General features: G+C 60.8%; 17 protein-coding genes and 1 pseudogene. 6 read left to right on the forward strand and 12 right to left on the reverse strand.

All coding sequences use genetic code 11. The features are described 5' to 3' along the window. Window positions 1-11: 11 nt before the first annotated feature. From RHP75_RS15445 to RHP75_RS15465, 5 genes and pseudogenes are all read right to left on the reverse strand, one after another. A pseudogene (locus RHP75_RS15445) lies at window positions 12-1,381 on the reverse strand (multicopper oxidase family protein). A gap of 144 nt (window positions 1,382-1,525) precedes the next feature. After that, entirely contained in the window at window positions 1,526-4,039 is a 2,514-nt protein-coding gene (locus RHP75_RS15450; RefSeq protein WP_311088967.1) for a mechanosensitive ion channel domain-containing protein, read from the reverse strand. A gap of 284 nt (window positions 4,040-4,323) precedes the next feature. Next, entirely contained in the window at window positions 4,324-5,904 is a 1,581-nt protein-coding gene (gene guaA / locus RHP75_RS15455; protein ID WP_311088968.1) for a glutamine-hydrolyzing GMP synthase, read from the reverse strand. 92 nt (window positions 5,905-5,996) lie between these two features. Beyond that, the gene (gene guaB, locus RHP75_RS15460) at window positions 5,997-7,466 is read right to left on the reverse strand and encodes an IMP dehydrogenase (RefSeq protein WP_311088969.1); all 1,470 of its coding nucleotides are present in this window, start codon (window positions 7,464-7,466) and stop codon (window positions 5,997-5,999) included. A 129-nt stretch (window positions 7,467-7,595) separates the two neighbouring features. Further along, window positions 7,596-8,147 carry a sugar ABC transporter ATPase gene (locus tag RHP75_RS15465; RefSeq protein WP_311088970.1) on the reverse strand — a complete coding sequence of 184 codons (552 nt, stop codon included), beginning with the start codon at window positions 8,145-8,147 and terminating at the stop codon, window positions 7,596-7,598. Window positions 8,148-8,246: 99 nt separating this feature from the next. Here RHP75_RS15465 and xseA point away from each other — a divergent pair, with 99 nt between their 5' ends. The 5 genes from xseA (at window position 8,247) to leuA (ending at window position 15,603) form a co-directional block, all read left to right on the forward strand. Continuing rightward, a complete protein-coding gene (gene xseA, locus RHP75_RS15470; RefSeq protein ID WP_311088971.1) occupies window positions 8,247-9,626 on the forward strand; it encodes an exodeoxyribonuclease VII large subunit in 1,380 nt (459 codons plus the stop codon). An 18-nt stretch (window positions 9,627-9,644) separates the two neighbouring features. Next, window positions 9,645-10,469 carry a peptidoglycan DD-metalloendopeptidase family protein gene (locus RHP75_RS15475; protein WP_311088972.1) on the forward strand — a complete coding sequence of 275 codons (825 nt, stop codon included), beginning with the start codon at window positions 9,645-9,647 and terminating at the stop codon, window positions 10,467-10,469. Window positions 10,470-10,573: 104 nt separating this feature from the next. Further along, on the forward strand, window positions 10,574-12,250 hold the full coding sequence (locus tag RHP75_RS15480; protein ID WP_311088973.1) for a flagellinolysin: 1,677 nt from the start codon (window positions 10,574-10,576) through the stop codon (window positions 12,248-12,250). Window positions 12,251-12,353: 103 nt separating this feature from the next. Continuing rightward, on the forward strand, window positions 12,354-13,610 hold the full coding sequence (locus RHP75_RS15485) for a mechanosensitive ion channel domain-containing protein (protein ID WP_311088974.1): 1,257 nt from the start codon (window positions 12,354-12,356) through the stop codon (window positions 13,608-13,610). A 322-nt stretch (window positions 13,611-13,932) separates the two neighbouring features. Then, window positions 13,933-15,603, forward strand: a complete 1,671-nt coding sequence (gene leuA / locus RHP75_RS15490; protein ID WP_311088975.1) for a 2-isopropylmalate synthase — start codon at window positions 13,933-13,935, stop codon at window positions 15,601-15,603. A gap of 15 nt (window positions 15,604-15,618) precedes the next feature. Here the strand turns inward: leuA and RHP75_RS15495 are convergent, their stop codons facing one another. Next, window positions 15,619-16,686 (reverse strand): SDR family oxidoreductase, encoded by a 1,068-nt coding sequence (locus RHP75_RS15495; protein WP_311088976.1) that lies wholly within the window; start codon window positions 16,684-16,686, stop codon window positions 15,619-15,621. A 76-nt stretch (window positions 16,687-16,762) separates the two neighbouring features. Between RHP75_RS15495 and RHP75_RS15500 the strand changes: the two genes are divergently transcribed. Beyond that, window positions 16,763-17,146: a MerR family DNA-binding protein gene (locus RHP75_RS15500; protein ID WP_257777352.1), complete on the forward strand. Its 384-nt coding sequence runs from the start codon at window positions 16,763-16,765 to the stop codon at window positions 17,144-17,146. Here RHP75_RS15500 and RHP75_RS15505 read toward each other — a convergent pair. From RHP75_RS15505 to hisS, 6 genes are all read right to left on the reverse strand, one after another. Continuing rightward, window positions 17,143-17,943 carry an amidohydrolase gene (locus RHP75_RS15505; RefSeq protein WP_311088977.1) on the reverse strand — a complete coding sequence of 267 codons (801 nt, stop codon included), beginning with the start codon at window positions 17,941-17,943 and terminating at the stop codon, window positions 17,143-17,145. The two genes, RHP75_RS15500 and RHP75_RS15505, sit on opposite strands and share 4 nt — an antisense overlap. Next, the gene (locus tag RHP75_RS15510) at window positions 17,931-19,079 is read right to left on the reverse strand and encodes a pyridoxal phosphate-dependent aminotransferase (RefSeq protein WP_311088978.1); all 1,149 of its coding nucleotides are present in this window, start codon (window positions 19,077-19,079) and stop codon (window positions 17,931-17,933) included. The genes RHP75_RS15505 and RHP75_RS15510 overlap by 13 nt, the downstream gene beginning before the upstream one ends. A 120-nt stretch (window positions 19,080-19,199) precedes the next feature. Beyond that, window positions 19,200-20,672 carry a ribosome biogenesis GTPase Der gene (gene der, locus RHP75_RS15515; protein WP_311088979.1) on the reverse strand — a complete coding sequence of 491 codons (1,473 nt, stop codon included), beginning with the start codon at window positions 20,670-20,672 and terminating at the stop codon, window positions 19,200-19,202. A 128-nt stretch (window positions 20,673-20,800) separates the two neighbouring features. Beyond that, window positions 20,801-21,952: an outer membrane protein assembly factor BamB gene (bamB, locus tag RHP75_RS15520; protein ID WP_160016427.1), complete on the reverse strand. Its 1,152-nt coding sequence runs from the start codon at window positions 21,950-21,952 to the stop codon at window positions 20,801-20,803. Beyond that, on the reverse strand, window positions 21,945-22,526 hold the full coding sequence (locus RHP75_RS15525; RefSeq protein WP_409079743.1) for a tetratricopeptide repeat protein: 582 nt from the start codon (window positions 22,524-22,526) through the stop codon (window positions 21,945-21,947). Before RHP75_RS15525 ends, bamB begins: the two co-directional genes overlap by 8 nt. A 100-nt stretch (window positions 22,527-22,626) precedes the next feature. Next, on the reverse strand, window positions 22,627-23,916 hold the full coding sequence (hisS, locus tag RHP75_RS15530; RefSeq protein ID WP_311088981.1) for a histidine--tRNA ligase: 1,290 nt from the start codon (window positions 23,914-23,916) through the stop codon (window positions 22,627-22,629). Window positions 23,917-23,923: the final 7 nt, after the last annotated feature.

Below are 23,923 nucleotides of genomic sequence, written 5' to 3' on the forward strand. Positions count from 1 at the left end.
ATGGCGCACGCTTAAACGACCTCGATTGATGCCATCAGACCGGTTTCCATATGGTCGATCACATGGCAATGGAACATCCACACCCGGGATTATCGGCGACCAGCGCGACGCGTGCGCGCTCATTCTTGCCCAACAGGTAGGTGTCGGTGAAATACGGAATGATCGACTTGCGATCCGAGGCCAGCACCTTGAAGGTCATGCCATGCAAGTGGATCGGGTGCTGATACTGGCTGAGGTTGCGCAGCTCGAAGATATAGCTCTTGCCCAGCTGCAGGCGAGCAATCGGCCGGTCGGCGCAGGTCTTGTCATTGATGTCCCAGGCCTGGCCATTGATCTGCCAGAAGCTGTGCGCCGCGCCCTGGGCCAGGCCGACCGACACCGCACCGGCCCATTCGAAGTTGAATTTGACGGTTGCCGCATTAGCCAGATCAGGCTCGGCCACCGGGTTAGCCGGCAGCGCAGGCGGCCACTCACCCGCCCCCTCGGCATTGGGCTGCGAGCGCAGGGTTGCCAAGCGCAATGGTCCGTTACGCAGCGACAGCTCATTGCCGGCCGCAGGCACCTTCAACCCAAGTTCGATACGCATACCTGGCCCCAGCCAGTACTCCTTGCCCAGCGGCCTTGGCTCGACCGGGTTACCGTCCAGTGCATAGATACGCGCATCCGCGCCGGGCAGGTTAAGGCGATAGGTCAGGGTGTTATCCAGATTGATCAGGCGCAGACGCACCACCTGTCCAGCAGGCAAATCCAGGGTTGGCGCATGCTTACCATTGACCGTACTCAGCCGCCCCGGCGTACCGCCACGCGCGGCCTCGCGCGGTACGCTGAAATCGGTAAAAGCGCCCTGCTCGTCGATATGCCAGCTTTTCAGGTTCAGCGTGTGGTCGTGGCGAAAGCCTGTTGGCTCGCGCTCATCGACGATCAGCGCGCCGACCAACCCACGCCCCAGCTGCTCGCCACTGGCGACATGCGGGTGATACCAGAAGCTGCCGGCGTCGGGGGTGATGAAGTTGTAGTCGAAGTATTCACCCGGCAGCACCGGCGCCTGCGACACATAAGGCACGCCGTCCATTTCCAGCGGCAGGCGGATGCCATGCCAGTGAATAGTGGTCGGCACGTCCAGCTTATTAATGAAGCGCACCCGCAAGCGCTCACCCTGACGGCACCGCAGTTCGACCCCAGGCGCTTGCCCACCATAGGCCCAGGCCGGCGTGATATGCCCAGACACCAGCTCGATATCCAGCGGCGCGGCGATCAGCTCATAGTCGTGGGTCGCCACATTTTCCGGACGGCCCAGCCAGTAGCGCACGCCGCCGACACCAAGGCCGACGACGCCAAGCCCAGCCAGGCCGGCCAGCATTTGTCTGCGGGAAAACAACATATCCACTCCAGGTTGCCTGGCTATATGCCATGGCCATGCATTGGAGGAAGAACTCACCCCAATAGATGCAATAGTTTCTCATCTAACTAGCGCTCAAGACGAGCCTGAAATCGAGGCTGATTGCCGCACCGTTGGCATAGGGGATCAGGAAGCGTCCAACTTACCGCCGCTCTGGCCAACCTGGCGCATCGCCTCGCTCAACTCGTCAGGCACACCGCGCAGATTGAGGTCGAACTGGTTGTAGGGGATGCTGATATTGGCCGCTGCCAGCGCCTGCAGCATGCTCACCATCAACTCGCTGCGCGTAGTAAGCCAGCGATCGTAGTCCTGCGCCCAGGCGCGCACGCTGAACTTCAATGCGCTCTCGCCATATTCCTGCAACAGCACAACCGGTGCTGGTTCTGCGGCCACCCCGGGCACAGCCCGCGCCGCCCGGACCAGCAGCTCGATCACCTCGGCAGGATTGCTGCCGTATGCAACGCCAATCGGCACTTCAATGCGCCGATTGCGGTCCTGCAGCGTCCAGTTGGTCAGGTTATTGGCAACCAGGGTGCCGTTAGGCACCACGATGTCGGCACCATCGAAGGTGCGAATTTTGGTGGCGCGCAGGCCAATTTCGCGGACGCTGCCACTGGCACCGTCGATCTCGATAACGTCGCCGGGCTGAATCGGCCGCTCGAACATCAACACCAGCCCAGAAACGAAATTACTCACCAGCCCCTGCAAACCAAAGCCGATACCCACACCCAGCGCGCCGAACAACAGCGTCAACTGACTGACCTTGAAACCCGCCGCCGACAACGCCAGTAGAAAGCCCAGCAACAGCAGCGCGTAATAGGTGAGCGAGGCGATGCTGTTGCCCACCCCGCGTGGCAAGCGGCTATGCCCCTGCAACTGCTCGCGCAGTACCAGCTTGGTCGCCCGCGCAGCAGCAATGGTGATCAGTACCGACAGGGCAAACACCAGCACATCGCCGAGACTGATGGATAACTCGCCGACCTCGACGTCATAGCCCAACACCTGGCTGACGAACGCCTGCACCGGCAGCAACACGCGAAATCGATCCATGCTGTACAGCAACCAACTGATTGCCGCTGCCAGTAGCAATGCGCGACGCAACCAACTCAACATTGCCTGGCTGTGCCGACGAAACAGCCATACCCGCTGCACCGCCGGCAACTCCGCGAGCATCCGCAGCAGCGTATTGACCACAGTCATGCAGGCATACAGCAACAGACCGATGTAGCCGCTGTCGATAACCCCGCTGGTGAGCGTTTGCGTCAGCAGCACGGCGCCGGCCAGATTAGCCAGCAGCGAAGCCAGCAGCAGCCCACCGCCCAACCAGACGCTCCCGCGCACCATCGAGCGCGCCCAGCCGGCATTGTGTTCAACTCGCCGCAACATCTGCCGCAACAGCCAGAGCGTGAGCAGCAACGCGACGACCGTCAGCCCGAGCTGAAACACGCGATAAACATCTTCACCGCCCCATAGCAGCGCCCCCAGCCGGTCTGCCAGATACAAGCCAGCCGCCATCAATGGCCAGCGACCCAGCAGGTCATGGGCGCGCTGCGGCAGCATGCGCAACGCCGGCACCACTGCCAGCAACGTCAGCACCTCAAGCGCCAACATGGGCGCATCCGACTCGAACACCTGCACAGCCATAACGGCCAGCAGCAACCAGGCGGAAAACGGCCGCGCGGCCACCCGCAGGCTATCCTCATCACGGCCAGAGTGAGGTAGCGATCGCTGCCGGCGCGCCAGCCAGAGCAACATAAGCAACAGCAGCACCAGCAGCGCCTGTAACGCGTGCACCTTGATGCTGTTCACCGCGCCATAGGCATCGGCAAACCGCGCTTCAATATCCAGCCCCTGTACGACTGACTCCGCTTCATCACCCTGCTCAGTGCCTAGATGCAGCGCCTGCCACAACGGCAGCGCATCACGACTGAACAGACGTGCATCGACACCACTGATGACCCTGTCCACCTCTTCGCGCCCAAGCTGAATACTCGAACTGATCGCATTGGCGCGCTGCCCCAACTCAATCAGCCGCTCCAACGGAGCGGCAAGCGCCTGCTCGGCCGCCTGCAGTTCGCTGATCATCAAGTCGATCTGCCGAGCCAGAGGCACGGGCATGCTATCTGCCGGGGTCGCCGCACGGGTGGCCTGCCAACGTGCACGGCGTAGCGACAGCTCGGCCGTGTCATCGGCATAAGGTTTGGTGACGGCGCGCATCTGCGTACGCCAGGCTTGAATACGGTGGGCATCGAAGCTCCAGTGGCGCGCCAGGCTCTCCAGCCGCACAAAAGGCAGCTGACGCAGTTCATCCACACTGAAGGTCTGCAGTTTCTCATCGACGGGCCGCGCGATGTCATCAAGCAGAGCGCCAAGCGCGGCAGCCGGGTCCGCACTCGCCGCCCGGCGTTTGGCCCGGTCTGCCAGACGCTGGTCATCATCTGCACGCAGCAAAATATCGTTTAAGGCAATTGCCGCAGCAGTCGTGGCAGTGGGGGCAGCAGGAGCAGATTCGTCCTGCGCCAACGCGGAGCTGACGACCAACAGAACGCTCAGGGTCAGCCCCAGCAGATGGCCAAGTGACCTGCCCCCGCCTACAGCAAAACGCCGCGCCATACTCGCCAAGACAAATAGTGCGGTCATTGCTGATCTCCCTGCATAAATGGCCGGACAACTGGACTCTGGGTCAATCCGTTGCCCGAGCATAACCACGATAAGCACCTCACAGCCAGACTGGCCCAGTGCTCATGGACATACACGGCCCTGTAGATTGTGCAGATCGTCTCGCCAACCTGGGGCTGATCGAATAACAAATAGCCCTGCCCCTCACCTAATAGAGAACAGCGGCTGTCCGATACCCAGCGTAGTGCCTGCCCCATACACAACCGATCAGGGCTAACAAAAAGGGGCCCGTAGGCCCCTTCTGGTTACTCCCACTCGATGGTGGCAGGCGGCTTGCTCGACACGTCGTAGGTGACGCGGGAGATGCCTTCGATTTCGTTGATGATGCGGCCGCTGACAGTTTCCAGCAGCTCGTAAGGCAGGTGCGCCCAACGTGCAGTCATAAAGTCGATGGTCTCCACCGCGCGCAGGGCGACAACCCAGGCGTAACGACGGCCATCGCCGACCACGCCCACCGATTTCACCGGCTGGAACACCACGAAGGCCTGGCTGACCTTGTGGTACCAGTCGGCCTTGCGCAGCTCCTCGATAAAGATGTGGTCAGCGCGACGCAGCAGGTCGGCGTATTCCTTCTTCACTTCGCCGAGGATGCGCACACCCAGGCCTGGACCGGGGAATGGGTGACGGTAGACCATGTCGTACGGCAGGCCGAGTTCCAGACCCAGACGGCGAACTTCGTCCTTGAACAGCTCGCGCAACGGCTCAACCAGTTTCAGGTTCATCTCTTCCGGCAGGCCGCCGACGTTGTGGTGCGACTTGATCACGTGGGCCTTGCCGCTTTTCGCGCCAGCCGACTCGATCACGTCCGGGTAGATGGTGCCCTGAGCAAGGAACTTGATGTTGTCCAGCTTGCAGGACTCAGCATCGAACACGTCGATAAAGGTGCGGCCGATGATCTTGCGCTTCTTCTCTGGATCGGCTTCGCCGGCGAGGTTGCTGAGGAACTGCTCTTCGGCGTTGGCGCGGATCACTTTGACGCCCATGTTCTCGGCGAACATGGCCATCACCTGCTCTCCTTCGTGCAGGCGCAGCAGGCCGTTGTCGACAAATACACAGGTCAGCTGATCGCCGATGGCCTTGTGCAGCAGCGCCGCAACCACCGAGGAATCGACACCGCCGGACAGGCCGAGCAGCACGTTGGCGCTGCCAACCTGGGCGCGCACATTGGCGATAGCGTCTTCAACGATGTTGGAGGCAGTCCACAGCGCTTCGCAGCCGCAGATTTCCAGAATGAAACGCGAGAGGATGCGGCCGCCCTGCTTGGTGTGGGTCACTTCCGGGTGGAACTGCACGCCGTAGTAGCCGCGACTGTCGTCGGCCATGGCGGCGATCGGGCAGCTCGGGGTGCTGGCGAGAATATGGAAGCCGGTTGGCATGGCGGTGACTTTGTCACCGTGGCTCATCCAAACGTCGAGGCCGAGCACGCCGTCGTCATCGACGTGGTCTTCGATGCCATTGAGCAGGCGGGCTTTGCCGACGATATCCACGCGGGCATAACCGAACTCACGCAGCTCGGAGCCTTCAACCTTGCCGCCCAGCTGCTCGGCCATGGTCTGCATGCCGTAGCAGATACCAAAAACCGGCACACCGAGGTCGAACACGGCTTTCGGTGCACGCGGGCTGCCGGCTTCATGCACCGATTCCGGGCCACCGGCGAGGATGATCCCGCGCGGAGCGAAGGCACGGATGTCATCGTCGCTCATGTCGAATGGGTGCAGCTCGCAATACACGCCGATCTCGCGCACGCGGCGGGCAATCAGCTGGGTGTACTGGGAACCGAAATCCAGAATCAGGATGCGGTGAGCGTGGATGTCTTGATGAGCCATGGCCGTCTCTCGTAGCGGAATTCACAAATGACTCGGGGCTGCCCTGTAAAACAACAGCGACAGCCCCGGGCTTTATATCAACTGATCAACAATCAGCCCACGCGGTAGTTCGGGGCTTCTTTGGTGATCTGCACATCGTGTACATGCGACTCGGCCATGCCAGCGCCGGTGATGCGCACAAACTCAGGCTTGCTGCGCATCTCTTCAACCGTCGCACAACCGGTGTAGCCCATGGAGGCACGCAGGCCGCCCATCAGCTGGTGCACGATGGCTGCCATTGCGCCCTTGTACGGCACGCGACCTTCGATGCCTTCTGGCACCAGCTTCTCGGCACCGGCCGAGGAGTCCTGGAAGTAACGATCCGAAGAACCCTGCGCCTGCGCCATGGCGCCCAGCGAACCCATGCCGCGGTAAGCCTTGTAGGAGCGGCCCTGGAACAACTCGACTTCGCCCGGTGCCTCTTCAGTACCGGCGAGCATGGAACCGATCATCACGCAGGACGCGCCGGCAACAATGGCTTTGGACAGGTCACCGGAGAAACGGATACCACCATCGGCGATCAGCGGCACACCGGTGCCAGCCAGTGCGGCGGCAACGTTGGCCACGGCGGAGATTTGCGGCACGCCAACACCGGCAACAATGCGCGTGGTGCAGATCGAGCCAGGGCCGATACCGACCTTGACCGCATCAGCGCCGGCTTCGGCCAGGGCCTTGGCGGCTTCGCCGGTGGCGATGTTGCCGCCGATCACCTGCACGTCCGGGAAGTTCTGCTTGACCCAACGCACGCGGTCAATCACGCCTTTGGAGTGACCGTGGGCAGTGTCAACGATGATCACGTCAACACCAGCGTTAGCCAGCGCGGCGACGCGGTCGGCAGTATCGGCACCGGTGCCAACGGCCGCGCCAACACGCAGACGACCCTGGTCGTCCTTGCTGGCCAGCGGGTAGGCTTTGGCTTTTTCGATGTCCTTGACGGTCATCATGCCCTTCAAGCGGAAGGCATCATCGACGATCAGGACTTTCTCGATACGGTGCTTGTGCAATAGCTCGCGCACCACGTCTTTGTCGGCGCCTTCAGGCACGGTGACCAGACGCTCTTTCGGCGTCATCACTTCACGCACGGTGGCGTCCAGGCGGTTCTCGAAACGCACGTCACGGGAGGTGACGATGCCGACCAGGTCGCCATCGCTCAGCACCGGTACACCGGAGATGTTGTGCATGCGGGTCAGTTCGAACAGATCACGTACGGTGGCGTCGGCTTCGATGGTGATCGGGTCCTTGACCACGCCCGCCTCGTAGCGTTTGACCTTGCGCACTTCGGCAGCTTGCTGCTCGACGGTCATGTTCTTGTGGATGATGCCGATACCGCCTTCCTGAGCCATGGCAATCGCCAGACGGGCTTCAGTCACGGTATCCATGGCAGCAGAGAGCAACGGAATATTTAGTTCGATGCCACGCGTCAGGCGCGTTTTGAGGCTGACATCCTTCGGCAGAACTTCGGAATAACCTGGAATAAGTAGAACGTCGTCGAAGGTAAGAGCTTCTTGACTGATACGCAGCATGGCGGGGGCTCCCAGACGGGAAAATAGGAAGCGCGCCATTATACTCAGACGCCCCCCTGCACTCAACGCAAACAATCGCCTAGGCGTGCTGATCGTTGAGATGCGCGTCGACAACGTCGCCGATCTGACTCACAAGTCAACTCTTACCTGCGAGACTGGATAGCCCAAACGCGCGGCGAACTCGTCGAGAAAACTCTGTTTGAAACCGGCATCCGCCCAGTTATTGAAGATAAAACCCAAGTTGGAAAAACCGCAGGGCTGCAGAAACAGAAAGCCGTTGATGTCGTCTTCATGGCCACACAGCGGGCAGATAAAGTTATCGGTCTGCCCCGGCATCCACTCTTCCAGGCTGTCGAACAGGCGCTCGCCCACCTCACGACGACACTCAGGGCAACCGGCCTCCTCAAGAAACCCCGCAGTCGGGGTATAGATGCAGCGCTTGTAGATAATCTCCAGGCCATGTACCGCCTGACCAAAGGGCAGCAGCTCCGGTCGCTCGACCACCCGCCGCGCACCTTCGGCGATACCGTAGCCCATATGTTTGAAGGTGCGCCCGCAGGTGCTCAGCTGTTCTTCGATGATGTTCTGCTTGACCAGCCAGCGCACAATCACCCGCGCCCGCGCCTCATGGCCGGGGAAGCTGGAGATCTGCGGCACGATGATCGCCTGCTGCTCACTCATATCGGAACTCGGTCTGCATTGAAGGAGCGCAGCTTAATGGGCTGGCAGTGCGGGTCAAGACTCTACAGTTGCCCGGACAAAGCCTTTACTATGCCGGCCATGATCAAAGATCCCTTCCAACGCCTGAACCTCGACCGCGAGGTGCTCAGCGTTAGCCAACTGAACAACCGCGCACGCCTGCTGCTGGAAGATGTATTCGGCGGCATCTGGGTCGAGGGGGAAATATCCAACCTGGCCAAGCCGGCGTCCGGGCATATCTATTTCACCCTTAAAGATAGTCAGGCCCAGGTGCGTTGCGCGCTGTTCCGGCAAAACGCCGCCAAGGTGCGTCAGGCGCTACGCGATGGCCTGGCGGTCAAGGTGCGCGGCAAGGTTTCACTGTTTGAAGGACGCGGCGACTACCAACTGATTCTCGATGCCGTCGAACCCGCCGGCGATGGCGCCCTGCGTTTGGCCTTCGAGGCGTTAAAGGAGAAACTCAGCGCCGAAGGGCTGTTTGCTGCCGAGGGCAAAGTCGCCCTGCCAGCGCACCCCAAGCGCATCGGCATCATCAGCTCACCCACCGGCGCGGTGATCCGCGACATCATCAGCGTGTTCCGCCGCCGCGCGCCACAGGTCGAACTGACCCTGATTCCCACCGCCGTGCAGGGCCGCGAAGCCACTACGCAGATTGTTCGCGCCCTCGGCATTGCAGATGCAAAAGGCTTCGATGCGCTGATCCTCGCCCGTGGTGGAGGCTCGCTGGAAGACCTCTGGTGTTTTAACGAAGAACAGGTAGCACGCGCCATTGCCGCCTGCGTCACGCCCATTGTCAGCGCCGTGGGCCATGAGACCGATGTATCCATCGCCGATTTTGTTGCCGACGTACGCGCGCCAACACCATCGGCCGCCGCCGAACTGCTGGCCCCCGACAGCAGCGAGCTGGTGCAACGCCTGCACAACCTCAAGCGTCGCCTGAACCTGCGCATGCAGCACCGCCTGGAACGCGAACGTATGCGCCTGGACGGTTTGCAGCGACGCTTGCGCCACCCCGGCGAACGCCTGCGCCAGCATGCTCAGCGCGTGGATGACCTGGACATGCGCCTGACCCGCGCCTTCGCACGCCAACTGAGTAATCGCCGCGAACGTCTGAATCATCTGCAAACCCGCCTGCTCAGCCTGCACCCGGAGCGCAACCTCAAGTTGCTGGATCAGCGCCTGCAGGCTCTGGCAGAGCGCCTGCAACGCAGCATGCGCGAAGGCCTCAAGGCGCGACGCCTGCAACTGCATAGCCAGGTGCAGACGCTACATGCGGTCAGCCCACTGGCAACGCTGGGTCGTGGTTACAGCATCCTGCTGGATGAGCGCGGCCGCGCCATCCGCAATGCCACCGACACCCAGCCCGGCCAACGGCTGAAGGCGCGGCTAAGCAACGGTGAGCTGGATGTGCGAGTCGAAGACAACCATGTGCAGCCGGTTACCCTCTCGCTGCTCGATTGATTTCCACACAGGTCACCCATGCGTTTATTCACCCTGCTTACCCTGTTCTGCCTCGCCCTGCCCATCCACGCAGAAGGCTTTATCAGCCGACTTCTCAATAAACCCGTGCCCGGCGGCGTGGCCGTGGTCGATCTTGGGCCAGCAGCCAGCGCGCCCAGCGTGCGCTATCAAAACAAGCCTGTGCTGGTGATTAATGAAGATCAGCAGCGCTGGATCGCCATCGTCGGCATCCCGCTAAGCGTGAAACCCGGCAACCAGCAGATCAGCCTCAATGGCAGCCAGAAGCTGAGCTTTCAGGTGGGCAGCAAGCACTACGTCGAGCAGCGCATCACCATCAAAAACCAGCAGCAGGTCAATCCGAACGCCAAGAACCTTGCCCGCATTGAGCGCGAACTGGCCGAGCAGACCCGCGCCTATCAGCAATTCAGCCCGCGCCAGCCGAGCAACCTGCTGTTCGACAGACCGGTCAACGGCCCGCTGTCGAGCCCCTTCGGCCTACGCCGCTTCTTCAATGGCGAAGAACGCAACCCTCACTCAGGGCTGGACTTCGCCGCCAATAGCAGCACGCCGATCAAGGCCCCCGCCGCCGGCAAAGTGATCCTGACTGGCGACTACTTCTTCAACGGCAAAACCGTGTTTGTCGACCACGGTCAGGGCCTGATCAGCATGTTCTGCCACCTCTCCGCCATCGGCGTTAAGGTCGGCGATGAGCTGCCACGCGGCGGCATACTCGGCAACGTCGGCGCCACCGGCCGCGCCACCGGGCCGCACCTGCATTGGAACGTCAGCCTCAACGACGCACGCGTCGATCCGGCGATTTTTATTGGTGCGTTCAAGCCCTGACCGTTCGTCGACCTACCCACCCGAACCTCTCAAGCCTTTTTAGCGCAAGCCGATGACGTCTGTGACGCCGGGCTTTCCGTCCGGCCGAGCGGGTACACACGTAGATGCTGACGGTTAACACCAACATCTCGTCGTCGTTCACGCGCCGCCAATTGGAGAGCAACAGCACGGCCCTCGGTACTTCGCTGCAGCGCCTGTCCACCGGACAACGCATTAACAGCGCCAAGGACGATGCCGCCGGACTGCAAATCTCCAACCGTCTGACCTCGCAGGTGCGGGGGCTGAACGTGGCCACGCGCAACGCCAACGACGGCATATCGCTGCTGCAGGTAGCGGAGGGCGCTTTGCAAAGCGTCACCGACGCCCTGCAGCGCATTCGCTCGCTCGGTTTACAGGCCATGAACGGCTCCAATGGAGCCAGTGAACGTGCAGCGCTAGATCAGGAAGCACAGCAGCTGCTGCAGGAGATCAACCGCGTCAACGAGACCACGACTTTTGCAGGACGCAAAGTATTTGACCAGGGCACCTTTTCGGTCCTGGGAGATCTCGACCAACGTGCCGTACTCAATGCCCTGAAAGGCTTCTGGATCAGCGAAGGCGAGCAACGGGTATTCGATGCTTTCGGTCTGACGGCTGACGGCGCCGAACTGGAAATAACCTTCACCAATGATTCTTCCAGCCAAGCCCTGGCTTCGGTTTCAGGAACATCAGGTGCTGGCGGCAAAATTTTTGACCAGGTACTCAATGTAAACCTGGCCTATTTCGATGCTTCTACCCTGCCTAACGGCGGTAGCACACCGCAATACACTGACCGGGTGATTGCGCATGAAATGGCGCACGCGGTCATGGGCCGTACGATGAACTTTGCCGGATTACCCAGCTGGTTTATCGAAGGCACCGCAGAAGCGTTGCAGGGCGCAGACGAGCGCCTTGCTGGAGACACCGCCGGCGGTACCAATACGGCAGCCATCCTGGCTGCATTCAATGCCGACGATGTCAGTGCCTCTGCCGGTTACTCCGGCGGCTACGCTGCTGTGCGCTATATGCATGATGAAATCAAGGCGGCGGGCGGCAAGGGCATCAAAGACATCATGGGCTACCTGCAAAAGAACAGCGGATCGACCCTGGATCAGGCCCTGACCAACGCCAGCAAGGGTGCCTTCACCAACCTGGCAGATTTCGAAACCAAGTTTGGCGCAGATATTGCCACCTACGTCGCCAGCCTTGACCTGACGAACGCCGATACCGGGGCGATTGGCGGGTTTGATGCTGATGGCGGCAATGTGCTCACCGCCGAAAATGTACTGCTCAACCAGGGAACAGGCCTTCCCGGCTCACAAGGTTTCAAATTGGTCGAACCCGAACTATTCAACGTCAACGGCGTTGGGGGCAACGCCATTACGCAATTCCAGATTGGGGCCGAGGCTTACGAAACCATACAAGTCGGCTTCAGTGCATTCAGCGCCGATGCGATGGCCCTAAGCCGCCTAGACCTGAGCAAGACGCCAGGCTTGGCAGTAATGGACATTGATGATGCGCTGGCCTATATCGACCGCCAGCGTGGCTATATGGGCGCACTGCAGAATCGCCTGGAAAGCACCATCAATAACCTGCAAAGCATTGCCGAGAATGCCGCCGCCAGCCGCTCGCGGATTCTCGACACCGACTTTGCGGCAGAAACCTCCAACCTGGTCTCTCGGCAGATCATTCAGCAAGCCGCGCAAAGCGTGCTTGCCCAAGCCAATCAACGGCCGCAAGCCGTACTTAGCCTGCTCGGGTAAAGCGCCCCGAGACACGTTCAGCAAACAACCCAGCCGGCTCGTTTTTCGCTCGTTTGTTAAGGTGGCAGCGTTAATACGCTGAACGAACACCCCGAGGAGCGGTATGAACGACCTGTACAGCAACGCCCAGCAGTGGCTTGAACACTATCCCGAGCTCTATAGCCTGACTGGCCTGTCGCTGCTGCTACTAGCGGCCTGGCTGGCCAACTGGGTGGTCAAACGCATCCTGTTGCGCGGCCTGTACCGGGCGCTGAAAGCCACACCAATTGGCCAGGACGGCAGCCTGCATGACTCACGGGTGATCGCGCGGCTCGCCAATATCGTCCCGGCGCTGATCATTTCCGTCGGCATCACCCTGGTGCCCAATCTGCCGGAAGCGGCCGTGGAAGTAACCGGCAATGTCTGCAGCGCCTTTATCGTACTGACCATCGCCCTGGCCATCAGCGGCGTGCTGACACTGCTCAACAACACCTACCAGAAGCGCCCAAATGCCCATCTGAAGCCGATCAAGGGCTATGTGCAGGTGGTGAAGATTCTGCTCTTCGTGATTGCCGCAATACTTATGGTCGCCAGCCTGATCGACCGCTCGCCACTGATCCTGCTGTCTGGCCTGGGCGCAATGGCGGCGGTGCTGATGCTGATTTTTCAGGACACCTTGCTATCGCTGGTCGCCAGCGTGCAGATTTCCTCCAGCGATATCGTGCGTGTCGGCGACTGGATCGAGATGCCACAGCTGAACGCCGATGGCGATGTCATCGATATCGCCCTGCACACGGTCAAGGTGCAGAACTGGGACAAAACCATCACCACCATCCCGACCAAGCGCTTTATCAGTGACCCGTTCAAGAACTGGCGTGGCATGCAGGAGTCCGGTGGACGGCGAATAAAGCGCAGCCTGCTGCTTGATCAAACCAGCATCAGTTTCCTCAGCCCGGAGCAGATCACCCGCCTGCAGCGTTTTCTGCTGCTCGGCCATTACCTGAACAGCAAGCAGAGCGAGCTGCTTAGCTGGAACAGCGCCCTGGCCGAGGCCAGCCAGGAGCCCGCAAACACCCGGCGGGTTACCAACATCGGCACCTTCCGCGCGTACGTCGAACACTACCTGCGCCAGCATCCGGGTATCCATCAGGAAATGACCCAGCTGGTCAGGCAGATGAGTCCGACCGCAGACGGCCTGCCGCTGGAGCTGTACTGCTTCACCAACACCATCGCCTGGGCACGCTATGAGGCCATTCAATCGGATATCTTCGATCACCTGCTGGCGATCCTTCCGGAGTTTGGTCTGCGGGTCTTCCAGCACCCCAGCGGGGCGGATATGCGCGAGCTGAAACATAACCTGCTGCCTGGCACCCAGCCTTGAAGCCACAGCGGGCGGCCGAAACACCTGATGCCGCCCGCAATCCAAACGCTTACCCACGGCTTTTTACGCAAAATTAATCGCCTTAAAACACCTAAACCGCACTAAAACACCAATTTTTCAGCATTGCTTGCCAGCTTTGACCTCAAAGATTAGGGTTGGCGCTATGAACACCTATCACACCCTTATCCTGCTGCGCCAACACGCCAACCTCTGCCTGGTGAGCCAGCGACTGCGTGGCTGAACTTTCACGCCCACGCCCTGCCCTGTTTTCTCAGTTTTTGCCCGGTTCGCCGCTTGCAGCCGCGCCACAAGGATCAACACCATGAGCATGCTCAAAGACCCGTCCAGTAAGTACCGCCCGTTCACCCAGATCCAGATTCCGGACCGCACCTGGCCGGACAAGATCATCGACAAGGCGCCGATCTGGCTGTCCACCGACCTGCGCGACGGCAATCAGTCGCTGATCGAGCCGATGGATGCCGAGAAGAAGATGCGCTTCTTCAAGTGTCTGCTGGCCGTGGGCCTGAAGGAAATCGAAGTGGGCTTCCCGTCCGCTTCACAGACCGATTTCGACTTCGTCCGCGAGCTGATCGAAGGCGGCCACATCCCGGATGACGTGACCATCCAGGTGCTGACCCAGGCCCGTGACGACCTTATCGAACGCACCTTCGAGTCGCTCAAGGGCGCAAAGAAGGCCATCGTCCATTACTACAACGCTTGCGCGCCGAGCTTCCGCAAGATCGTCTTCAACCAGGACAAGGCCGGCGTCAAAGCCATCGCCGTGTCTGCTGGCACCACCATCAAGCGCCTGGCCGAGGCTGCGCCAGAAACCCAGTGGGGCTTCGAGTACTCGCCGGAAGTGTTCAGCAGCACCGAGATCGACTTTGCCGTCGAGGTGTGCAACGCGGTGATCGGTGTGTTCCAACCAACCCCGGCGAACAAGCTGATTCTCAACCTGCCCGCCACCATCGAGTGCGCCACGCCAAACAACTACGCCGACCAGATCGAGTGGTTCGGTCGTCACGTCGACCGCCGTGACAGCGTGCTGATCAGCGTACACACCCACAATGACCGTGGCACCGGCGTCGCCGCCTCCGAGCTGGCGGTGATGGCCGGCGCGGATCGCGTCGAAGGCTGCCTGTTCGGCAACGGCGAGCGCACCGGCAACGTCTGCCTGGTGACCCTGGCGCTGAACCTCTACACCCAGGGCGTCGACCCCGAGCTGGACTTCTCCGACATCGATGCCGTGCGCAAGGTGGTCGAGGACTGCAACCAGATTCCGGTGCATCCACGCCATCCTTACGTCGGTGATCTTGTGCACACCGCCTTCTCCGGCTCGCACCAGGACGCGATCCGCAAGGGCTTCGCCCAGCAGCAGGCCGATGCCGTATGGGAGGTGCCGTACCTGCCGATCGACCCTGCCGATATCGGCCGCGATTACGAGGCGGTGATTCGCGTCAACAGCCAGTCCGGCAAGGGCGGCATCACCTTCCTGCTCGAACAGGAATACGGCATCAACCTGCCGCGCCGTATGCAGATCGAGTTCAGTCAGGTGGTGCAGAAGGAAACCGACCGCCTCGGCCTGGAGATGTCCGCCGCGCAAATCTACACGTTGCTCGAAACCGAGTACCTGCAGGCCACCGCACCCTATGCCCTGAAAGGCCATCGCCTGCAGGAAGAAAACGGCACCAGCGCGGTCGATGTGGAAGTCATCAATGCTGGGGAAATCCAGCACTGGCGCGGGATCGGCAAAGGCCCGCTGGAAGCCCTGGTCGCCGGCCTGCCGGTAGACGTGGAAATCATGGACTACAGCGAGCACGCCATCGGCGCCGGCACCAATGCCAAAGCGGCGGCTTATATCGAATTGCGCGTCAACGGCGGCCGTGCGCTGCACGGTGTGGGCATCGATGAAAACCTCACCACGGCGAGCTTCCGTGCACTGTTTAGCGCACTGAACCGCGCGCTCGGCCAAGCCGCCGAACAAGCGGCCTGATCGCAGTGCACGCCGTCAGGCCACTGACGGCGTGCGCACCAGGTAACGCGCCGTCGCCTGCAACGCCTGGCCGATATCCGGCCAGTGCAGGTGATGGCGCTGCACCAGGGTCTGGGTCGCAGCAGTATCGAAGCGGGTGGTCTGGATAAAATCCAGCGACTCGGCATCGGTATGCAGCAGGCGCGGCACACCGGGAATCTTCAGCAACACCCGCAGCAACGGTATCGGCAGATGCCGGCTCGGCGCCTGCACGCTCAGCGTGCGAGCCAATTGCTGCAGCATGCCCTGCAGGTTGGGCGTCGCGGCATCCAGGGCGAGGATTTCCTGGCCGACCTGCTGCTCATCAAAGGCCGCTGCCAACATCAACTCGGCGAGAAAATCCACGCTGACCAACGGCAGCCAGTGCGCTGCCGAACCGGGAATTGCCCCAAGCCGGCCCGCGGCCAGATTGTCGATCAAGCCAGCCAACGGCTGCGCCGGCAGAATATGCCCGCTACGGCTATGGCCACAGACGGTGGCTGGGTGCACCAGCGTCAGCGGCGCCTGCAGTTCAGCCATTCGCGCGCGTACACGAAAGTGCGCCTCCAGCTTGCTGCCTTCATAAGCCCCAGAGCGGCGATAGAGGCGATCCCAGTCCGTCTGTTCGGGGTACTGCAAATTCACCCCAATACGCTGCAAGTGCCCATGATTGGCCAGCATAAAACCGCCCACCATCAGCAGGCGGCTACCTTGCTGCGCCGCCAACTCCGCCACCCGAATCGCACCGTCAACATTGACCTGGCGCGCCTGCGCCACTGACAACCCCCAGGCGAACTGCGCCCCCAGGTGAAACACCACCGCCGCCTGACGCACCTGCTCACGGTCTGTGGCATCCAGCCCCAGCCCCGGCAAGCCCAGATCACCGCCAACCGCCGTAAGCAGATCGCCGCGCCCACCCAGTTGCTCAATCTGCTCGCGCAAGGCTGGCAGGCTGTGCGGTCGACGCATTAGCACGCTGACCGGGTGGCCTCTGCTAGTGAGCAACGCCAGCAGATGCTGACCGATAAAACCGCTGCCGCCGGTGACAAAACATGGCTGATTCATCGTCAATCCTCCTGAGTCGTTGATGACCCAAGCAGGCTAAACTGTCGAGCACACTCTACAGTCAAGCGGGATTTGCATGCGCATTGGTGAACTGGAAAAACGCAGCGGCGCCAGCCGCCACACCCTGCGTTACTACGAGAGCCTGGGGCTGATCAGCGCCCTGCGCCGCGACAATAATTACCGCGAATACAGCCTGCAGACGCTGCATGATCTGGGCTTTATCCAGCAGGCGCAGAGCATGGGCTTCTCCCTCGGTGAGATTGGCGAAATCCTTCGCGCACGGCGCGAGCAACAACTCGACTGCGCTCAGGGCGCAGCCCTGGTCAGCCGCAAACTGGCCGAGGTGGAGCAGAAGATTGCTGAGCTACAGCAACTGGGCGATTTTCTGCGCAGCGAGAAACTGCGCCTGGAAGCCAGCGCTGCCGAACAGGCGGCCTTGGCTAAACGCCGCGCACGCTAGCAGGAAGCCCCCAGCACGAACTCGTCGGCATCCAGATACGCCGGGAATCGCTGCCGATAGGCCGCCAGCTCGGCGGCGTTGAGGCTGACACGGAACACCCCATCCGCAGCCCCGGGCTCCAGCAACGGTTCACCCTGAAAATCCAGCACCTGACTATCGCCACTGTAGGCATAACCCTTGCCGTCCTCGCCAATGCGATTGACCGCCGCCACATAGCACAGGTTTTCAATAGCCCGCGCCGGTAGCAGGCGATTCCAGTGATGGCGCCGCGCAGCCGGCCAATTGGCGGTGTAGAGCAGCAGATCAGTATTTTGCGGGTCACGGCTCCACACCGGAAAGCGCAGGTCGTAGCAGATCAGCGGGCGCACCTGCCAACCCTTCACGTCCAGCACCACCTGCTGTTCACCTGCGCTGTAGTGCTTGTGTTCGCCGGCCATGCGAAACAGATGGCGCTTGTCGTAATGCGCCACCGTGCCATCCGGGCGTGCCCAGAGCAGGCGATTACGGTAGGAACCATCGGCTGCCTGGATAATCAGGCTGCCGGTGACCACAGCCTGCAACGCCTGGGCCTGCTCACGCAGCCACTGGCTGGTGGGACCGTCTTCCGGCTCAGCCAGCGCGGCGGAGTCCATGGAGAACCCCGTGCTGAACATCTCTGGCAGCACGATCAGATCAGCACCGCGCGCCTGCTCCAGCAGGGCGGTGAAATGCGCACGATTAGCGGCAGGGTCCTGCCAGGTCAGGCGGGTCTGGAGCAGCGCCAGTTCAAGATCAGACAACTGGCTCAGATCGCGCATAGCTTTTCCGCCGCCTGACGCAGGGTCTCTTCGCGCTTGGCAAAGCAGAAGCGCACCAGGCGCAAGTCCTTGGGCGGCGCCTGGTAGAACACGGAAATCGGAATCGCTGCGACACCCTGCTCACGGGTCAGCCACTCGGCCATGGCCACATCATCCAGATCAGGACGAATGGCCGAATAGTCGACCAGCTGGAAAAACGTGCCGGCCGCGCGGGTAAAGCGAAAGCGCGAGGCCGTCAGCAGATCACAGAACAGGTCACGCTTGGCCTGATAGAACGCTGGCAACTCGTCCACATGTTCAGGGTGCTCGGCCATGTAATCGGCCAGCGCCCATTGCAGCGGCGTCACGCCACAGAAGCTGACGTATTGGTGCACCTTGCGCAGTTCGGCGCTCAGGGCTGGCGGCGCCACCACATAGCCGGTCTTCCAACCAGTGACGTGATAGGACTTGCCGAACGAGCTGACCACAAAGGCGCGCTGATACAGCTCGTCATGGGCCAATACACTGACGTGTGCCACGCCATCGAATACCAGATGCTCATACACCTCGTCACTGATCAGGTAGATGTCGCGGCCACGAATCAGTGCCGCCAACTGATCCAGCTCGGCCCTGGAAATCAGCGCCCCACTGGGGTTGTGCGGCGTGTTGAGGATGATCAAGCGGGTTCGGCTGCTCAAGGCATCCTGTAGACGCTGCCAGTCAATGCCGAATCCCGGCAACGCCAGCGGTACATGTATGCACTGCCCGCCGGCCAGTTCAACCGAGGGCTCGTAGCTGTCGTAGCTGGGGTCGAAGACGATCACCTCGTCACCGGGGCGGACCAGCGCCTGCACCGCACAGAAGATCGCCTGAGTCGCTCCGGGGGTAATGGTGATTTCGCTGTCAGCGCTGACACTGCGGCCATAACTGCGCGCAATCTTCGCCGCCACCTGCTCACGCAGGGCTGGCAAACCAGTCATCGGCGCGTACTGGTTATGCCCGGCCGCGACATGTCGACTGACCGCTTCGCGCAGCCCCTGTGGGCCATCAAAATCCGGAAAACCCTGGGACAGATTGAGCGCGCCGGTTTCCACGGCGAGCTGAGACATGCGAGTAAAGATGGTGGTGCCGACGTTCGGCAGCTTGCTGATAATCATCGAGGCAACATTCCTGAACCAAGCGCCGGGCTTGAACGCTATTGATGGCGCAGAATAGCCCAACGTCCAGAAAGGCAAAAGGCACCCGCAGGTGCCTTTATAGAGCGTTTAAATCCAAGCTTAGCGCTTGTCTTTGCGCTTCTTCTCAGCCTTTTTGTGGTGGCTCATCAGGCGGCGTTTCTTGTTCACCTGACGATCGGTGAGGGTGTTCTTATTGCCCTCGTACGGGTTCTCCCCCCCCTTGAACTCGATGCGAATCGGCGTGCCGACCAGCTTGAGCACACGGCGATAGGTGTTTTCCAAATAGCGAACATAAGACTTGGGCACCGCATCGACCTGATTGCCGTGGATCACAATCAGCGGCGGGTTGGCGCCACCCAGGTGGGCGTAGCGCAGCTTGATCCGACGGTTGTTGACCATGGGCGGCGCGTGATCGCTGACGGCATCTTCAAGAATCTGGGTCAGGCGGTTGGTTGGCCAGCGAGTGATCGCCGACTTGAACGAGGCCTGCACCGATTTGTACAGATTGCCCACTCCAGTGCCATGCAGCGCCGAGATAAAGTGGATATCGGCGAAGTCAACGAAGAACAGCCGGCGTTGCAGCTCGACCTTCACGTAATCGCGCTCGCTCGGCTCCATACCGTCCCATTTGTTCAGCGCGATCACCAGAGCACGACCGCTTTCCAGCACGAAGCCGAGCAGGTTGAGGTCATGGTCGACCACACCTTCGCGGGCATCCATGACGAATACCACGACGTTGGAGTCCTGAATCGCCTGCAGGGTTTTCACCACCGAGAACTTTTCCACCGCCTCGAAGATCTTGCCGCGGCGGCGCACGCCGGCGGTGTCGATCAAGGTGTACTTCTCGTCATCACGCTCGAAAGGAATGTAGATGCTGTCGCGGGTGGTGCCGGCCTGGTCATACACAATGACCCGTTCTTCACCGAGCATGCGGTTGACCAGGGTCGACTTACCGACGTTGGGGCGGCCGATGATCGCCAGCTTGATGCCGTCCTTCTCGCTGGGGCCGGGAATGCGCTTGGCCTCCTGGCCTTCAAGCACTTCTTCCTCTTCCTCACCCTCTTCCGGCTCGGTGGCATCCTTGGGGAAGGAACCCAGCACGGCCTCGAGCATCTGGGTAATGCCACGACCGTGAGCACCGGCAATTGGCAGGGACTCGCCCATGCCCATGCTGGAAAACTCGGCGCGCGCCAGGTCGGCGTCGATATTGTCGACCTTGTTGATAATCAGAAAGCTGCGCTTGTTACGGCGACGCAGGTGCTCGCCAATCATCTGATCGGAAGCGGACAGCCCGGCGCGAGCATCCACCAGAAACAGCACGGCATCGGCTTCTTCGATCGCCTGCAGCGATTGCTCGGCCATCTTGGCATCAATGCCTTCCTCGTCACCGGAAATACCACCGGTGTCGATGACGATATAGGTTCGCCCCTGCCACTTGGCCTCGCCGTACTGGCGATCACGGGTCAGACCAGATAGGTCGCCGACAATCGCGTCACGGGACTTGGTCAAGCGGTTAAACAGGGTGGACTTGCCGACGTTAGGGCGGCCCACCAGGGCAATTACGGGAACCATTAGGCTCTCCACTTCGTTATTTCAGAAAATACAAAAGCCGCTGCAGAGGCAGCGGCCGGAATTCATTGCACTGGCGATGCTGCGCAGCCCTAAGTGCTGTGCAGCATCGCCAAAGCGTCAGCGAGCGATCACTTGATGGTCAGAGCCACCAGATTGCCGCCGTTGCCGTAGGCATACAGCCAATCACCCACGACCAGTGGACGGGCACGCAGGCCGTCGCTGTCGATACGCGTACGGCCGACAAAACGTCCGTCCACCTGGCTGACCAGGTGTAGGTAGCCTTCCAGGTCACCGAACGCGATATAGCTGGAGAACACTTCCGGAGCCGACAACTGGCGACGAGCCAGAGCATCGTTGCTCCACAGTGCCGAAGCCGAACGCTCATCGATACCTTCAACGGTACCGCTGGCCAGGCTTACGTAAACACTGCCATAACCCTGGGCAACACCGACTGAACTGGACGCCTCGCGCTGCCAAAGGATACGACCGCTTTCCAGATCCAGTGCGGCAACGCGGCCCTGGTAGCTGACGGCGTAGAGGGTGCCAGCCGAGAGCAGCAGACCGCCGTCGATATCGACTACACGATCCAACTCCGAGCGACCTTGCGGAACGGCTACGCGCTGTTCCCAGACTGGAATACCGCGCTGCGCGTCCAGCGCAATTACCTTACCGGTGGACAGGCCGGCAATCGCCAGACGGTTGGTCAGCACTGGGCTACCAGTGCCGCGCAGGGTCAGTACCGCCGGAGTGTTCTCGAAGATCCAGCGCTGCTCGCCGGTGTTCATGTCCAGGGCGATCAGGCGATCATCCTGGGTCTGTACCAGCACCACGTCGCCGTTCAGCGCAGGCGGCGCCAGCACTTCACTGGTCACCCGGGCGCGCCACTTCTCTTCACCGCTTGCGGTGTCGAGGGCAATAATCTCGCCTTTCAGCGTGCCAACCACCACCAGGCCATAGCCTGCACCGACTGCGCCGGAAACCGGCAACTCCAGGTCAGCCTTCCAGATGACCTTGCCAGTCATGCGGTCCATGGCCACAACAAGACCTTCGACGTCGGCGGCATAGATCTGCTCACCATCAATCGCCGGTACCAGCATGTTGAAGGACTCGCCCTGGCCATCGCCAATCGAACGACTCCATTCCTTCTGCAGGCTAACCTCTTCCTCAAACTTGGGCAGATCGGCCGGCGGCAGTTCCTTCTTGCTATTGCTGCTGCAACCTACGGCCAGAACGGCCAGGGCCAGCAGTGCGGCATTCTTCCAGCGCATCACGTCACGCATCCCCTTTTGCCAGATCATCCAGCTTCATTTGCAAACCACCGACAGCGGCATCTTCAGAGAGCGCGGCCTTGGCTTTTACGTAGGCGGCGTGCGCATCGTCGGCACGGCCGAGTTGCACCAGCAGGTCACCCTTGAGTTCTTCACGGCTGGCGGCAAAGGCCGGCGCAACCTTGGCATCCAGCAATTTCAGGGCCTCTTCTGCCTTATCCTGCGCAGCCAGCACGCGCGCCAGGCGCTGACGCGCCAGCTCAGCCAGGCTTTCATCTGCTGGCTTGTCGACAATCGCCTGCAGCTCGCTGGCAGCGTCGTCAAGTTTGCCTGCCTCTACCGCAACCTTGGCCACAAACAGACTGCCGTACTGGGCGTAGTGGGTACCGGCAAAGTCTTTCTTCAGCGTGTTAGCCAGATCAGCGACTTTGCTGGCGTCAGGCTTGCCGCTCGGATCAAGTGCAGCTTCGAGCAGCTGCTGATACACCAGCGAAGCACCCTGGGACTGATTAGCCTGATATTTCTGCCAGCCCTGCCAGCCGAACACTACCACCAACGCCAGCGCAACACCGGTCAGCAATGGCATGCCATTGCGCTGCCACCAGTCCTTGATTACCGCCAGTTCTTCATCATCAGTACGCGAAACCACCCCAACACTCCTATTCGCTAAATCACTCAACAGGCGCTCAGGCCTGATCGGCGCAGGTCGCCAAATGGTCGGCCAATGCCGACCACGCAATACTTTGTTGTTCGCCTTGCCCGCGCAGCGGCTTGCAACCTACCACTTGCTGGGCCAATTCGTCTTCACCCAAGATCAAGGCGAACAGCGCACCACTCTTGTCGGCCTTCTTGAACTGACTCTTGAAGCTACCCGCCCCGGCATTCACCTGCAGACGCAGGTTTGGCAGCTGGTCACGCAGACGCTCGCTTAAAGCCAGCGCCGCCAACTCAGCAGGCTCGCCAAAGGCGCACAGGTAAACGTCGACCGTACGGGCGATTTCAGCCGGTACTTTACCTAGAGTTTCGAGCAACAGCACCAAACGTTCGATGCCCATGGCAAAACCCACGCCTGGCGCCGGCTTACCACCCATCTGCTCGACCAGACCGTCGTAACGACCACCGGCACATACCGTGCCCTGGGAGCCGAGTTGGTCGGTGACCCATTCAAATACGGTCTTGCTGTAGTAATCCAACCCACGCACCAGCTTGGGGTTGATCACATAGGGCACACCCGCTGCATCCAGGCGAGCCTTGAGTCCTTCGAAATGCACGCGAGACTCATCATCCAGGTAGTCCGCCAGTTTCGGTGCATTGACCAGCAAAGCCTGAGTTTCCGACACCTTGCTATCAAGAACACGCAGCGGGTTGCTGCTCATGCGACGGCGGCTGTCTTCGTCCAGCTGATCGGCGTGTGCAGTCAAAAATTCAACCAGCGCATCACGGTAAACGGCACGCGCGGTGCTGGTGCCCAGGCTGTTGAGCTCAAGTTTGACCGCATCGCGGATGCCCAGCAGGCCCCACAGACGCCAGGTCAGCACGATCAACTCGGCATCGATATCCGGACCGTCAATATTGAAAGCTTCCACGCCGATCTGGTGAAACTGACGATAACGACCTTTCTGTGGGCGTTCGTGACGGAACATCGGGCCGATGTACCAGAGTTTCTGCGGCTGCCCACCACCCACCAAGCCATGCTCAAGCACAGCACGTACGCAGGCAGCAGTACCTTCCGGACGCAGGGTCAGGGAGTCGCCATTGCGATCCTCGAAGGTGTACATCTCTTTTTCAACGATATCGGTGACTTCACCAATTGAGCGCTTGAACAGCTCAGTGAACTCGACGATCGGCATACGAATCTGCCGATAGCCGTAACCGTCCAACAGACTGGCGACGGTACCTTCAAAATAACGCCAAAGCGGGGTCTGCTCGGGCAGGATATCGTTCATGCCACGAATGGCTTGCAGGGACTTACTCAATTCAATT

Source organism: Pseudomonas sp. SG20056 (genome assembly GCF_031764535.1).
Classification (GTDB): Bacteria; Pseudomonadota; Gammaproteobacteria; order Pseudomonadales; family Pseudomonadaceae; genus Aquipseudomonas.